This window comes from Streptomyces sp. ISL-10, from assembly GCF_018614575.1.
GTDB lineage: Bacteria > Actinomycetota > Actinomycetes > Streptomycetales > Streptomycetaceae > Streptomyces.
Genome location: NZ_JAGGOJ010000026.1, coordinates 15,864 through 29,508, shown reverse-complemented (window position 1 = coordinate 29,508; position 13,645 = coordinate 15,864). Strand labels below are relative to the sequence as shown.

The 13,645-nt window shown below is 67.0% G+C and carries 13 protein-coding genes and 2 pseudogenes; 9 read left to right on the top strand and 6 right to left on the bottom strand.

Annotated features, from left to right (window positions below; all coding sequences use genetic code 11):
• Positions 1–45: 45 nt before the first annotated feature.
• Complete coding sequence (locus tag J7E88_RS26735; protein ID WP_215185496.1) at positions 46–1,209, top strand: mechanosensitive ion channel family protein; 1,164 nt, start codon at positions 46–48, stop codon at positions 1,207–1,209.
• Between the two features lie 464 nt (positions 1,210–1,673).
• Here the strand turns inward: J7E88_RS26735 and J7E88_RS26730 are convergent, their stop codons facing one another.
• The gene (locus J7E88_RS26730; RefSeq protein ID WP_215185494.1) at positions 1,674–2,180 is read right to left on the bottom strand and encodes a ricin-type beta-trefoil lectin domain protein; all 507 of its coding nucleotides are present in this window, start codon (positions 2,178–2,180) and stop codon (positions 1,674–1,676) included.
• Between the two features lie 403 nt (positions 2,181–2,583).
• Between J7E88_RS26730 and J7E88_RS36210 the strand changes: the two genes are divergently transcribed.
• From J7E88_RS36210 to J7E88_RS26720, 3 genes are all read left to right on the top strand, one after another.
• Positions 2,584–2,745: a hypothetical protein gene (locus tag J7E88_RS36210; RefSeq protein ID WP_251023261.1), complete on the top strand. Its 162-nt coding sequence runs from the start codon at positions 2,584–2,586 to the stop codon at positions 2,743–2,745.
• A gap of 30 nt (positions 2,746–2,775) precedes the next feature.
• The gene (locus J7E88_RS36205) at positions 2,776–2,958 is read left to right on the top strand and encodes a hypothetical protein (protein WP_251023260.1); all 183 of its coding nucleotides are present in this window, start codon (positions 2,776–2,778) and stop codon (positions 2,956–2,958) included.
• Between the two features lie 767 nt (positions 2,959–3,725).
• Positions 3,726–4,442 carry a peptidoglycan recognition protein gene (locus tag J7E88_RS26720; protein WP_215185493.1) on the top strand — a complete coding sequence of 239 codons (717 nt, stop codon included), beginning with the start codon at positions 3,726–3,728 and terminating at the stop codon, positions 4,440–4,442.
• Between the two features lie 343 nt (positions 4,443–4,785).
• Here the strand turns inward: J7E88_RS26720 and J7E88_RS26715 are convergent, their stop codons facing one another.
• Positions 4,786–5,676 carry a phospholipase D-like domain-containing protein gene (locus J7E88_RS26715; RefSeq protein WP_251023259.1) on the bottom strand — a complete coding sequence of 297 codons (891 nt, stop codon included), beginning with the start codon at positions 5,674–5,676 and terminating at the stop codon, positions 4,786–4,788.
• 850 nt (positions 5,677–6,526) lie between these two features.
• Here J7E88_RS26715 and J7E88_RS26710 point away from each other — a divergent pair.
• Complete coding sequence (locus J7E88_RS26710) at positions 6,527–7,015, top strand: DUF4265 domain-containing protein (protein WP_215185491.1); 489 nt, start codon at positions 6,527–6,529, stop codon at positions 7,013–7,015.
• Between the two features lie 78 nt (positions 7,016–7,093).
• Here the strand turns inward: J7E88_RS26710 and J7E88_RS26705 are convergent, their stop codons facing one another.
• Together J7E88_RS26705 and J7E88_RS26700 are read right to left on the bottom strand one after the other, a co-directional pair.
• A complete protein-coding gene (locus J7E88_RS26705; protein ID WP_251023258.1) occupies positions 7,094–8,314 on the bottom strand; it encodes a serine hydrolase in 1,221 nt (406 codons plus the stop codon).
• Positions 8,315–8,353: 39 nt separating this feature from the next.
• A pseudogene (locus J7E88_RS26700) lies at positions 8,354–8,594 on the bottom strand (L-serine ammonia-lyase, iron-sulfur-dependent, subunit alpha); the annotation flags it as partial.
• A 10-nt stretch (positions 8,595–8,604) separates the two neighbouring features.
• On the opposite strand from J7E88_RS26700, the gene J7E88_RS37490 reads away from it, so the two are divergent.
• A complete protein-coding gene (locus tag J7E88_RS37490) occupies positions 8,605–9,015 on the top strand; it encodes a DUF6351 family protein (protein WP_374196323.1) in 411 nt (136 codons plus the stop codon).
• Between the two features lie 342 nt (positions 9,016–9,357).
• Here the strand turns inward: J7E88_RS37490 and J7E88_RS26695 are convergent, their stop codons facing one another.
• A complete protein-coding gene (locus J7E88_RS26695; RefSeq protein WP_215185489.1) occupies positions 9,358–10,113 on the bottom strand; it encodes a hypothetical protein in 756 nt (251 codons plus the stop codon).
• 119 nt (positions 10,114–10,232) lie between these two features.
• Entirely contained in the window at positions 10,233–10,976 is a 744-nt protein-coding gene (locus J7E88_RS26690; protein WP_215185487.1) for a class I SAM-dependent methyltransferase, read from the bottom strand.
• Positions 10,977–11,443: 467 nt separating this feature from the next.
• Here J7E88_RS26690 and J7E88_RS26685 point away from each other — a divergent pair.
• The 3 genes and pseudogenes from J7E88_RS26685 to J7E88_RS36830 form a co-directional block, all read left to right on the top strand.
• A pseudogene (locus J7E88_RS26685) lies at positions 11,444–11,638 on the top strand (peptide-binding protein); the annotation flags it as partial.
• A 63-nt stretch (positions 11,639–11,701) separates the two neighbouring features.
• Positions 11,702–13,291, top strand: a complete 1,590-nt coding sequence (locus J7E88_RS26680) for an ABC transporter substrate-binding protein (protein ID WP_215185484.1) — start codon at positions 11,702–11,704, stop codon at positions 13,289–13,291.
• A gap of 135 nt (positions 13,292–13,426) precedes the next feature.
• Positions 13,427–13,561, top strand: coding sequence for a hypothetical protein (locus J7E88_RS36830; protein ID WP_285427599.1), 135 nt, complete (start codon positions 13,427–13,429; stop codon positions 13,559–13,561).
• Positions 13,562–13,645 lie beyond the last annotated feature (84 nt).

Here is a 13,645-nt window from a genome sequence, read left to right as displayed (position 1 = left end):
AATCTGGCCGGGGGGCCGATTCCCGCGTCCTTCGGGAGGCGACCGATGAACCGGGACCTCACCCTCGGCGACGTCATCGTGGCCGGGGTCGCCTTGGCCGCAGGCCTGTTGGTTGCGCTCCTTCTCCGCATGCTGCTGCTGTGGTTGGGCAAGCACGCGACGAGGACGCGCTGGAGCGGGGACGACGTCATCGTCCACGCGATGCGCGCTCTTGTGCCCTGGGCGGCGATCGCTGGTGGCGCGGCGGCTGCGGCTGCGGTGCTGCCGCTGACCAGGACGGTCCAGCGGCACGTCAACCAGTCCCTGACCGTGCTGCTCATCCTCGTCACGACGATCACGGCGGCCCGGGTGATCACCGGCTTGTTGCGTACGGTCACGCAGTCCCGCCCTGGGGTCGCCGGATCGGCCACCATCTTCGTCAACATCACGCGCGTCGTCATCGTCGCGATCGGCTGCCTGGTGGTGCTGCAGACCCTCGGCATCTCAATAGCCCCGCTCCTCACCGCCCTGGGCGTGGGCGGGCTCGCGGTCGCCTTGGCCCTCCAGGACACTCTCGCCAACCTCTTCGCGGGCATCCACATCCTCGCCTCGAAGACGGTCCAGCCCGGCGACTACATCAAGCTGAGCAGCGGCGAGGAGGGATACGTCGTCGACATCAACTGGCGCCAGACGACGATCCGTGAGCTCTCCAACAACCTGGTCATCATCCCCAACGGCCGGCTCGCCGGCTCGAACATGACCAACTACAACCGCCCCGAGCAGCAGATGACTTTGCTCGTCCAGGTGGGCGTCGGCTACGACAGCGACCTGGACCACGTCGAGCAGGTGACCAACGAGGTCGTCGCCGAGGTGATGAGCGAGATCAGCGGTGCCGTCCCCGACCACGAGCCCGCCGTGCGCTTCCACACCTTCGGCGACTCCCGCATCAGCATGACCGTCATCCTGGGGGTCGGCGAGTTCAGCGACCAGTACCGGATCAAGCACGAGTTCATCAAGCGTCTGCACAAGCGGTACCTGGCGGAGGGCATCCGCATTCCGGCGCCCGCGCGGACGGTCGCGCTCCAACAGGGCTCGATCACCATTCCGCATCAGCGGGACGCGGCCACCGAGCCCGCCCCCCAGCCTCTCCGGCCGGCCGCCGGGCCGGGAGGCGAAGACGCTGTCCCGCTGGCGGGTCAAGCACCCCAGTGCGGAGGCCATCTGTCGTGACTGAGGTGGCCCTACGCCGACGGACCTGATGAGGTCGCTGCCGGACGAGCGTGTCCCTGGTGCCTCGGTGGAGGCCTGGCAGTCGTCCTTGATCTTGTCGCGGAGAGGGGCTGGAAGTACGGTGCGACATCCCGCGAGTTCTTCTGAGCCCAGCTGAGTCCCCAACCCTGTGGCCAGTGGATCCTTCCTCTCTCCGGGTGCCTCTTCGCGGTCTGACATGACTTCAGGATTTCTGAAGCGTTCTCACTGTGTCTGACAGGTCGACGGTCAGGGTGAAGGTGAGGGGTTCGGGGAGGTAGCCCCTGGGCTGGGTGGTTTCGGGGCTGCCGGTCGTGCTGCTGGCGGTGGCGTGTCAGGCGCCTGCCGGGGGCAGGGTGACGTCGTGGCCGAGGTCGCGGTAGCGGGCTCGGAGGCTGTCGCGCACAAGGATGATGCGCGCGGATGACATGGCCATGGCTAGACGCCTAACGAGGCTCGATGATGTGCCATGTCTGCGCTTCGTTATCGAAGGCGCACACGCTCATGACCACCGAGCGGCCATCTTGCGTGATGCACCTATCGTTGTAGGCACTCTTGAGGAGCGGGGTGCCACCACCGGCAGGGAACGTCACGTACCACCGCTGCTCCAAGTTGTCCTCGTCGCACGGCTGGAGAGTCAGCTTGCCTTGTCCTGACGTCAGGCATTTCATGGTCGCGACCTGCCGCATGGGGGTGGGGATCCCAGCGCCGTTGTTCCAGATCCACTTCTGGTTCGGGCTGGTATTGCAGCCGGTCACGTACACGCCGTCGGTTGCGTTGTAGCCCAGACACCAGGAAGAGCCGTAGTTCTGGAACCTCTTCATCACCACTGAGGGTGTACTGCTGGACGACGGAGACGGAGATGCGTGCGCGGACGGTTTGGCGCTGTCGTCTCCGCCATCCTTGTCGTCCCCCCAGATCACTGGCACGAATGCCGCAGCCAGGGTGAACATGCCAGTCAGCAAGCTTCCCCCGACCACAGTCAAGATCGCGATCTGTCTTCCCTCACTCAACGCTCTGAACCGGCTCCACGCCCGGCGTGGAGCCGAGGGAGGGGGCGGGGTCGGCCGCAGCGGTTCGGTGTCACCTGATGGTTGTGGCGTAGGCGTGTTGTTGTCGGGGGATGGTGACGCAGAGGACAACGAACCTCCTGGGTCCCGTTTTTGGTTGGGGCCCAAGAGCCTAATATGCGACATCCTGCGAGTTCTCCTGATCACCGCTGAGTCCCCACCTCTGGCCAGTGGATTCTTCCGCCTTCGGTTGCTCCGTGGCTCTGTGACGTGACTTCGGGATTCTTGAAGCGTTCTCACCTCGTCCGACTGATCCGCAGTCGGGCCGAAGGTGAGGAGTCCCGGGTTGGCGGCGCCGGCAGTCGTACGGGACCTGCGTGAGCACTGGGCACCCGCGTCGCCAGAGGAGCTGGAGCGGTTCGAGACCGACGTGCTGTCCGGGTTCGTCCTCGCGCGGGCCTCGGCGGGCCTGGCGGACGGCACGATCCGTGTACGTCAGGCACCTTGACCAGATCAGGTCCTGGTTCGGTCGACCCCTGTGGGACATGGAGCCGCTGACGCTGACGCGTACTTCTGGAAGGTTCTGCGGAACTCGCCCAGCGGCACCCGGCTGGCCCGGTCGCAGGCGCTGACGACGTACTTCATGTTCCTGGAGCTGCGGCACAAGGTCGAGCTCCACCGAATGACCGGCCGGGCCGCCGGTGCCCGATCGACGAGGTGAACCGTCCGCGCGGGTTCAAGGACGCCCAGCTGCGGATCCCGCCGAGCGAGCCGGACGTCGGGGCACTGTTCACCGGCTGGGGCAGCAACTGGCAACCTGCCGCAAGTTCGCCCCTACCGCCAGGAACTACACCGCCTCGAAGCTGATGCCCCAGGTCGTACTACGGTGAGCGAGGCATGCAAGCTCGACCATGCCGACATCAAGTGGGACCTGGGCCGCTTCGGCAAACTCCACGTCCGCCACGGCAAGAGGGCACGCGGACGGCGACGGCACACGCGCATCGTGCTGCGGTCGCTGTTCGGCCGGGTGAAGAAGAGCGGCACCATCTTCAAGAATCCAACCAGCCGCAACCGGCGTCGGCCAGCACAAATACGGCATCCTCCAACCCCTGGAGCCCGAGTACGTCGAAAACTCGGTCGCGGCAGTCACCAAGCCGGCGGACCGCCTGGCCCTCGCACTCGCCGCGGTGCCCGCCGCGCGATCCGGTGCGATCCGGTGTCTCCAACCTGCAAGGGATGCCGTCGCCCGTACGACGAGGTGCCGGGAATTGACTGCGCCGAGAAGATCGACGACCGGCACCTGATCGGCGGAGACCAGACCATGCAAAGAGTGAGAAGACGTTGATACGGGCGCGTTCTGGCGCGGAAGCGCCCCGGTGCCAGCCCCCTGAGCCCGCGCATCGCCGACGGCCGGTCACGTCGCGCCCGCTTCACCCGAATGGCTTACCCACCCGCGATAGCTGTGTGGCCAGGTCGCAGGGTGGTCCCATGTGGTCCCGTCGGATCGTCCTGAGTGCCGGCCTCGTGGTGCTGGCTCTGCTGGTGATGCGGGACGCCCCGCCACGGCCCGCCCGGCCCGAGCGCATCGCCGTCGGCCCCGTGGCTCCGCGGCCCCCAATCGTCAGCCGGAAGGCGTGGCGGGCGAACGAGGGCATGGTCAGGGAGCGAGCGACCTACACGGGTGCGGTGAGCGCGGTCTTCGTCCACCACACCGGTCACCTGAACGGTTACGACTGCGCCGACGTCCCACGCATGCTGCGGGCGATGCAGGAGGACCACATCGAGAGCGAAGGCTGGGACGACATCGGCTACAACTTCGTGGTGGACCGCTGCGGCACCATCTACGAAGGCCGGGCCGGCGGCACCGGACGGCCCGTGCTCGGGGCGCACACCAAGGGCTTCAACGCCGACAGCATCGGCATCGCGGCGCTCGGCACCTTCGGACCCGGCACGACGGTCCCGCCGGCGCTCGAGTCGGGGATCGTGAAGGTCGCCGCCTGGAAGCTCCGGGTGGAGGCCGACCCCCATGGCACGGTTCGTCTCATCTCGACGAACGACGAGAGCAAGTACAAGAAGGGCGAGGCAGCCGAACTCCACGTCATCTCGGGACACCGCGACAGCTTCCGCACGGACTGCCCCGGCGAGGTGCTGTACGAGCGCCTGCCCGCGATCAGAGAGGCCGTTGCCAGGCTACGGAAGCGCTGAGGCCGCTCCGGCGCGACGCGCCCTGACGCGGCCGGGCGCTGGCGTCCCGCCTCCGCTTCCGATCGAGCACACTGGCTGCGGTGAGCACTTGGTTTGTTCTCTAAGCCCCTGGCCTTGTTTGTGATGAGAGCACCCGTCGCTCAGCGCTGACAGCATCCTCTTCCACCCTTCGGGACCGCCCGGGTGCCGGCGCAAGAAGCCCGGCGGAAGCACACGAGTCGCCGCCGGAAGTGCGGGAGGTCAGGCCCCCGGAAGCACGAGACCCGGAGGAGATGGATCCCCCGAGTCCCCGTGCCTTCGCTTGACCACCACCTTCCATGAATTCGTGCGCCCGCCGTCTCGGCTACGGCTGAGGCTGCGTGTTCTGCGCGTCGGAGACCGCGCGCTGGGTGCGGAAGTTCTCCCGGTAGGCGTCGTACACCGAGGCGGTGGGGTGTCCAAGGTCCGTGGAGTCGTCCCACTTCAAGAGCGCCTCGTCGTTACCGATCAGGGCCGACTTGGTGTAGGGGTGGCTGCCGGTGAACACGATCTTCTGGTTCTTCAAGCCCTTGTAGGTGCCCTCGACGAGCAGGTACTTGGTGTGGGTGGCGGTGTGCGTGCCGCCCGCCGCGTCGTCCAGCTTGTGCAGGGCGACGCCGCCGTACCGGGTTGGCGTGTTGAGTATCTGCTCGACCGTAGTCCCCGACGCGTCGAGGTCGCGGTACACGATGTCCACGTAGCAGCCCGCGTCGTCCAGCTCCCACAGCTTCTGCGCGACCTCCGGACGGGTGATGCCGTGCATCGCGACGCGGATCACCGTGCGCCCGTCGGTGGTGCCGTAGCCGGGGTCGTTGCCGTGGCAGGCCGGCTTCCCGTCAACCGGGTTGTCCACCGTGCTGAGGATATTGACGATGACGTCCGTGGTCGCCCGGGGGAAGAAATAGGCCTTGGCCCGGCCTGCCTGGGTGTCCATCAGAACGTCGGAGACCTGCTTGGACGGGTCCGCCTGCGCCTCGACCTGACGCGCGAAGTAGGCGGCGTAGGCACCGTACAGGGCCGGGTTGTCGGCCACCGTCAAGGCGTCGTTCCAGGACCTCAGCCGGTCCCAGCTGGTCATGTTCGCGGAGGACTGCACGACCACGTTGTCCACCGGCACGGTGGCGGTGGCGCTGCCCGTGGTCCGGGAGAACAGGTAGAACTTGTTGTGGTTGACGCTGGGCCAGCCGTCCGCCGGGTTCGGGTCTTCGCCAGGCACGCCTGCTTGTCGGCGCACAGCCTCACCCAGGAGTCTCCCGAGCCGGCCGGCTTGTTCGCGAGCCCGGCGGCGAGCAGGTCGTACACCGGTCCACCCTCCCAGTGCCGGCGGGTCGCACTGTCCAGGATCACTTGGACGTTCACCCCGCGCAGGTGCGCCGCGTTGAGCCGCTCCACCACCCATCTGGAGCCGAATACGTACGTGGAGATCTTGATGTCGGACCCTGGCACCGCGCCGTCGATGAGCCGGGCGAGGTGGTTGGGTATTGCGTCCCTCCGTGCGGGGTCGGGGCTGGTGGGGTCGTTGAACAGGGCACCGGTCGTCACCGCCGGAGCGGACGTGCCGCCGTCCGCGAGCGCGGGCACCGGGGCAGTGGCGCCGAGGAGGACGAGGGCGGCTGCTGTCGTGGTCGCCGTCCGGGCGAGATTGATCTTCGTCACGAACGGTGACCCTATTCAGGCCGGGTTCAGCGGCCGCCACCGACCCCTGAGAACCGCCCCGGTGGTGTACGAGGCCCCGGGGACAGCAGCCAGGCCACCAACCGCACGATCTCCTCGGGCCGCCCGGGCGGATCCGCGCGGCGCCCCCGGCCGGGCGGTCGGGGTCGCCCATCTCGGCGAGTTCTGGTGTCGCCCCCTCCCGAACCGAAGAAGGCGGCACCGGCCAGTGAGTGTTCCTAGGATTCAGCAACATTGCAGAGCTGGCCCAACGTCGAGTGACGCCGAAACCCACGGACATCTGCTCTCGCTTTTCGCCTACGCGGGCAGACCTCCGGCTGTCCGGTGGCGGCGGCGGATGATGATGGTCGCTCAGTTCAGACCCGATGTGAGGTGCTGTTGATTGTCGGCGCATGATGACCGTCATGGAGAGCACAGTCGAGACGATCAAGGTCTGGTTCCGGTTCGTTCCTCGCGAGGGATGGTTGCCGCAAGACACCGAGGGCCTGTGGGCGACGAAGCTCGATGCTGACACGGCCCGTGTGCGGAACGCCGCCTTCCTGCAGGATGGGGTGGCCGAGGGCGACGTAGTTCGCTACCAGACCGACTCCGACGGGCTCCACTGGGCTCTCGGGCGAGTCAGTTCCTCCGGCAACTGCACGATTCGCGTTGTGCCCGTCCCCACCGGCCCCCTGGGACGCAGCCCCCAGGCAGTGCACCAGCGCCTTTCAGTATTCGGTCTCGCAGGCGAGGTCTTCAGTGAGGACTTCCCCATGGTGGCCTTCACCGCCCCGGCAGGCGCGGACTTCGCCGGCATCAAGGCACTGCTGACTCAAGGGCAAGAGGAAGGCTGGTGGCACTTCGAGGTCGGTTGCGGCACCGACCAGTGGTGGAACGCCTAACTTCTTCGAACTTCGCGCTCACGGGACACCGACGTCGAACAGTTCCCGAACCAGGTAGTCGTGGTGCTCGTCCACGCGTCACCGGCCTGGGTACAGGTTCCGGTGGACGGCCTGCGCCACGCTTTCAATCGTGTCCATGCCGTAGTCCCATCCCGCTTCCGGATGCTCGTCCTCGGGGACCCGGTTGTTCTCGGTCAGGACCACGAGGCCGTAGTCATGCGCGCGGCCGGTGATCGCGCTCATGCTGTGGACCTTCCAATCACCGCGATCCCAGGGGTTCCTGAGGTTCTCTTCGGAGCGCTGAAGCCACCCGTTCTTCACCTGGACGTCGGCATCCGACGGAGCTCCGGCGGGCGCTCCCCAACGCTGATCCTCCTGCACATCCCGCATGAGTTCGAGAATGTAGGCGCGCTCTTCCTCGTCCAGGACCGCATCGTCCTCGCCGGTGAGCAGTTCGAGCAGGGTGGCCTGGTCCCTCGCGGTGACCTGCGTCAGACCCATGAAGCCCGCTTCGTCGATGGTCGTATCCGTCATTCCGGCCTCGTCCAGGAAATCCTGGATACTGTCGGGGCCGACCATGTCCCACAACACGTACGTCGATTCATTGTCCGAGTTCACGATCATTTTCCTCGCGAGATCCTGCTCCTCTTCGGACAAGTCTCCGCCTCTGGCATGAAGCAGAGCGCCCAGGACGATCGGCTTGACGATGCTTGCCGAGTCGTAGTGCTTGTCGGCACGGTACGCGCAGGAAGTACGCGTGGTCCGGTCGTACAGCGCGATGGACGCCCGGCTGGACCGACCGGCCAGGGCCCGGGCCATGTCCCGGGCCAGGGCGTGGGCGAGCCGAGGTTTCTTGGAGGCGCATTCGATGACCCCGCCCATGAGCCGCCGCACAGCGTTTTCCGATTTCCCGGTCCAACGGGAAGTCGAGGGAGCGTGGGCGGGGGCCGAGGCCGAAACGGCAGGGGCAGCCGAAGCTGCATGCGAATCAGACTTCGAGGAGGGGGCTCGAGAGGGCGCCGAGACGGACACGGCAAAGGCAAAGGAGACCGCGACGGAAATCGTTCCCCAGGTCACTTTAGACGTCGTCTCACTGAGCATCAGCTCGTTGCCCTTCGTCTGTCCGCCCGCCTCACCGACTTGTGCAGGCACCGATGCGGCACCGTTCGGCACCCGCGCAATCGACGCTACAAATGAGGTGCACACCTGACCTCTTCGGTCGGCCGACAGGTCTAAAGACTGGCTCGCGAAGTCGAGCAGTGGAGCTGGTCCCAGGTGTGCACAGGCCTGGGCGGGCATGCGCCGGATCCCGCCTCGCCGCCGGTTGCCAGGCGGTGGTCAGCGCAATCTTCGGCATTCGACACCGTTGACTGCGATGCCTCCGCGCGAGGCCTCCTTGCACTTGACCTTCATGTCGTCGCCGGTCTGCTTCATGGTCTTGGCGGCCCGGTCGAGTGAGACGTGGTGGTGACCGTCGCCGCGCAGCGCCATCCGCGCCGTTGTGACGGCTTCGACGGAAGCCGTGCCGTTGCGTTCGGTGCAGGGGATCTGGATGAGGCGCCCAGGGGTCGCAGGTCACGTCTCGGCTGGTGGACGGCCTGCAGTTGGGTGCCAGTCATGTCTCGGCCTCGGTCGGTCGCGGTCGTGCAGAGCAGGCGCAACTGACGGTGATCAACCATCCCCGCTCGGGACCGGTGATCAGTGGATCCCACGAAGAGTCGTATGCCTGTACGACTGGTTTCGGTTCCGGCTCGTGGACGGCACCGCCCTCGGAGCGCCGCTCGACGAGGATTGCGCGGCGTCGACGAGTGGTGACCTACGCCTACGCGAACGCAACGGGAGACATCAAGCACCGGGACCCGGCTCCCGGCATCCCGGCATCCCGGCCGACACGGCACACGGCACACGGCACACGGCACACGGCACACGGCACACGGCACACGGCGAACACAACCGAGGGACGGCAGGTTCCGTCGTGGTCCGGATCGAGACGGGAGTGATCAACCGAGCGATCTACGAGATCGCCAGGCGTACGTCCGCAGTGGGCTCGACCGACACAACTCCGCCTCTTGGCTGACGGCCGATGCGATGGTGCTGTGTCACCTGTGCGGGGGACAGCACGCGCGGGTAGAGGGCGGTCTCGTCGAGGCGGCAGTAGGGCGGCTTTGCTCCAGCTGTTCCTGGCGGTCTGCGAAGACTCCCGTCCTTCCTGACCTGCGACCTTGTGCGGCCCGCAGCACGGCCGCGCGCGTAGCACCGGGCGCTCCCCCTTGACCACTCCCGCTGCCATCCAGTGTGCTCGCCGCCCGCATCGACGCCGACGCGGAAGCCGGTCTCGACCCCTACCCCATCGCGGCCCGCGAACAGAGAGGCGGGAGGTTAGCGGCTGCGTACTCCGCCGCGATGACGAATGTGCTGGCACATCGAGGGCACTCGGCTCGTCCGAAAAGGTAGGTGAGACCGTTGACGAGCCAGTCCTGGCCGTCACGGACGGCCGTGTCATGCATCCACCGTCCGGTGCCAGCGAGGTCTTCAGGCGACGCGGGCTTCAGATCGCGTCTTTCCATATCTCCGGCATTCCAGTCCCGGATCGCCGAGTAGCGCCCGTAGTCGCCGATGGCGACGGTCACCTCCACCTCGCAGTGGGGGCAGCACAGGTGGTAGAAGTCGTCCGTGAAGTCTCCCAGGACGGCACTCCAGTGGTACTGCCCGTCGGCTGCCAGCAGGTGACGAAAGGCATTCAGGTAGCCGGCCGGCCGCGACTTCAGACGTTGGTCCAGAAGCTTCCGGAGTTGGGCCACCACGTCGGCGCATTTCAGCAGCAGGTCGTCGGCGCCGTGGTGCTGGATGGCCCCGCGCATGATCGATCCGGCTAGGTTCAGTGCCTCAGGATTGTCCGGAGCCAGCGCCACCAGGCGGGGAAGCGCGGCGAAGCTCGCCGGAACCACGGTCTCACCTTCAAGACAGAGCTCGTACCACAGCTCCTCCCACGCCTCGGCGCCTCCATCTCGCTCCACTTGTTCCAGGAGCGCGGGCACCCGCCCGGCGGTCCCGCGGGGGTCGAGCACCCGCGCCCAATCGATCACGTGGTCATTCAAGCGTCCGGGCGTGTGTCATGGTCAAGCGTTCGGTGGCTCGGACCGGAGCAGGACGCTCGTCATCAGGCGAGCAGGACTCCTTTTCGCAGTAGGTCGAAGCCGGCACGACCGTCGGCCGGTCAGGCACGACAGCGCAGCATCTCCAGCGGTGGGTTCGCGAGGAGGTCCGCCCAGAAGGCCCCGCCGAACTCACGGATGCCGGCTTCGGACACCTGCAGCGGAACCCACTCCACCTCACTGAACCCGGTCGCCCGCAGACACTCCTCGTAGACCTCGCGGCGCGGGGCCGCGGTGACGATGCTGATGGGCTGCGGGTCAAGGAGCGCCGTGACCCGCGCCCGCGGACCCGTCTCGTTTTCCTCGCCGGTCGGCTCGCAGCGGAACCCGTATTTGTCCAGGGACGGACAGTCGAACCGGTAGTCGGGCTTCTGGGCGAGTACGAAGAACTCTCCACCCGGCACGAGGCTCCTGTGGATGTTGCGGCACATCCGCTCCATCGCCGCGACGTCCTCGGCGTAGTTGAGGCACTGCACTCCCACCGCGATGCCGAAGCGCCGGTCGAGCGGCCGCAGCTCGGCCACGTCACCGACCTCGTAGCGCACACCCAGCGGGTCACGCTGCTCGATCGTCCGCGCGGCGGCGATCATCTCGACGGAGATGTCGACACCGAGGACATCCGTGGCGCCGCGCCGCTTGAACTCCCTGCTGTAGAAACCGGTGCCGCACGCCAGGTCGAGAACCGACTTGCCGCTCACGTCCCCGACCATGCCCAGGAAACTCGGCACCTCCCCGTAACGCGTCAGCGGCAGGGACTTGAACCCCTCGAATGCCTCGCCGATCTCGTCGTACTGCTGCACGCTCACGTGCTGCCCCCTCGGTGATTCGTCCTGTACCTGCCCACGCCGGGCCCTCCGGATTCAGAGGGCGGCCGGGTCGCGGTCGTGGCAGAAAGTCTCCTCCGCCCTGTCTGGCCGCCGTACTGGCAGATGACACAAAGAAGTTGGCCGGGTGACCCTCCTATCACCCAACGCCACTTCACACATCATTGATCACCTACATACCGCTGGAAGCGGACGAAGCCGGATAAACCCCTTCCGGCAGTGATAACGTCCGTTCGCGTTCCCGCTGTTCGGCGGCTATGCCCGGCCGTTGTCACTGCGCGGGCGGAGAATCGGCGATGGCCCCCGAACCGACGGCGGCCGGCGAGTCCGAGATCCTCGCCGGTGCCTTACGCGCGCACCTGTCCGAGACCCGCTTCACCTTCACCGGCCTGACCGACAAGGAGGCAACCCGGTGCATCACCCGCGCGGTAGCGGAGTGGCCCCGCTTGTCCCGGCGCGAGGCGGACCACACTGCGGCGGCCTTCTCGCGGATACGAGAGATCGTCGCCACCGACCTCCCGGTGCCTCCCCTGTGCCAGGGCAAGCAGCACGTCGCCGCCCGCGACGGCGTCACCGGCGTCGAGTGGGCGCTCAACTCCAGCTCGGACCTGCCACTGTGGGAGTTGGGCCGGGGAGCCGTCTGACTTGTAGCATTCGGCGGGGCGCATTGCCGCCCCAATGACACAAGAGATCAGAGGCACGGTTCTGTGAAGGCACGTAACAAGTGGCTGACCATCCCGCTCGCGGCAGGGCTGGCGGCCGGCCTGTTGAGCGGCTGCGGCAACCAGGCGGGCGGTGCCGGTTACGACGGCAGCGACTCGCTGGTCATAGGAATGTCGGACGAGGTCCTCGCCACCGATCCGGCGGCAGGCTACGACCCTGGTTCCTGGCTGTTGTTCAACAACGTCTTCCAGTCGCTGCTCAGCTTCCCCAAGGGCAGCTCCACCCCACAGCCGGAGGCGGCCGAGCACTGCGCCTTCGACGAGGGCGGCAGCACGGTCTACCGCTGCACACTGCGCGACGGTCTGACATTCAGCAACGGCAACAGTCTGACGTCGGAGGATGTGAAGTTCTCCTTCGAGCGTGTGCGGAAGATCGCCAGCGACGCGGGACCCATGCCTCTGCTCTCCACCATCGACAAGATCGAGACGCCGGACGAGAAGACGGTCGTCTTCCAGCTCAAGGTCCCCGACGCCACCTTCCCGAGCAAGATCGCCTCGGGCGCCGGCTCCATCGTCGACCACCGTGAGTACGAGGCCGACGCGCTGCGCACCGACGGCAAGGCAGTCGGCTCGGGGCCGTACAAGCTCGACTCGTACGGCAAGGACGAGGCGGTCTTCTCGCTCAACTCCGGCTACCAGGGCACCGCCAAGGCGCAGAACTCGGGCATCACCCTCAAGCTCTTCCACAGCGACCAGAAGGCGCTGGCATCGGCGCTCGGCGAGCGGCGGGTCGACATCGCCTACCGAGGACTGCCCGCGGACGACATATCCGAGCTCCAGGGCTCGGCGTCGGCCGACGCCCAGGGGATCGAGGTCATCGAGGGCACCAGCGCAGAGGTGCAGCACCTGGTCTTCAACCTCAACGACCCGGTCGTCGGCAAGCTCGGCGTACGCAAGGCCATCGCGTATCTCATCGACCGCGACGCCCTGGTCCGGGACGTCCACCAGTCCACGGCAACCCCGCTGTACTCGATCGTCCCGGCCGGCATCACCGGCCACAACACCGCCTACTTCGACCTGTACGGCGGCACGCCGCAGCCGCAGCGGGCGAAGCAGGCACTGCGCTCCGCCGGCATCAACGACAAGGTGAAGCTCACCCTCTGGTCCACGCCGAGCCGCTACGGCCCCACCACCGACCAGGAGTTCAAGGCGATCGCCCAGCAGCTGAACGACAGCGGCCTGTTCGATGCGACGGTCAAGTCGGTCGGATTCGAGCAGTACGAGAAGGACATCGCGGCCGGAAAGTACGGCGTCTACGCGAAGGGCTGGATCCCCGACTACCCCGACCCCGACAACTTCACACAGCCTTTCTTCGGCCAGGACAACGTCCTCGGCAACCACTACCAGAACAAGAGGATCACCGGCTCGATCCTCCCCCGGACCGCCGCCGTCGCCGACCGGGCCGCCACCGAGCAGCAGTTCGGGGAACTCCAGGACCTGGTCGCGGCGGAACTGCCCCTCCTGCCGCTCTGGCAGGGCAAGCAGTACGCGGTGGCCTACCGCAACATCACAGGCCTGGAGTGGACCCTGGACGCGTCGACCGTCTTTCGCTTCTGGGAGATCAAGAAGGCCTGACCGGCCGTCCCGGTCCCCCGGCTGCACATTCCACACCTCGCTGAACCTCGTCCTCGGATACGCCCTCGGGTGCGAAACCGGCGCTCCGTCATCCTGCTGGCGTGAGAAGGCCGTATGGACTGAAAGGGAGGCGGGATGACGGGTCATGGGAAGGACCGCAAGGCTGCAGGCGGCCTCCTCTGCGGCGCTTTGGTGTTCGTGATGCCGACCGGCGACGGGACGGCCGCCCTCCTGGCAGCCGGGGTGCCCGTCGGCACACTGATGCTGTAGCGGAGGACCGTCGAGCCGCGGCCCTACGCCTACTGGCCTGGCCGCCCGCTCTGACGGCCCGGATCACGCTCGGCGTGGCCTCCG

Bases quoted from the DNA above. Each gene is read 5' to 3' on its own strand.
- J7E88_RS26735 (WP_215185496.1), top strand. From the start codon at position 46: ATGAACCGGGACCTCACCCTCGGCGACGTCATCGTGGCCGGGGTCGCC.
- J7E88_RS26730 (WP_215185494.1), bottom strand. From the start codon at position 2,180: ATGTTCACCCTGGCTGCGGCATTCGTGCCAGTGATCTGGGGGGACGAC.
- J7E88_RS26720 (WP_215185493.1), top strand. From the start codon at position 3,726: ATGTGGTCCCGTCGGATCGTCCTGAGTGCCGGCCTCGTGGTGCTGGCT.
- J7E88_RS26710 (WP_215185491.1), top strand. From the start codon at position 6,527: ATGATGACCGTCATGGAGAGCACAGTCGAGACGATCAAGGTCTGGTTC.
- J7E88_RS26705 (WP_251023258.1), bottom strand. From the start codon at position 8,314: ATGCCCGCCCAGGCCTGTGCACACCTGGGACCAGCTCCACTGCTCGAC.
- J7E88_RS36830 (WP_285427599.1), top strand. From the start codon at position 13,427: ATGACGGGTCATGGGAAGGACCGCAAGGCTGCAGGCGGCCTCCTCTGC.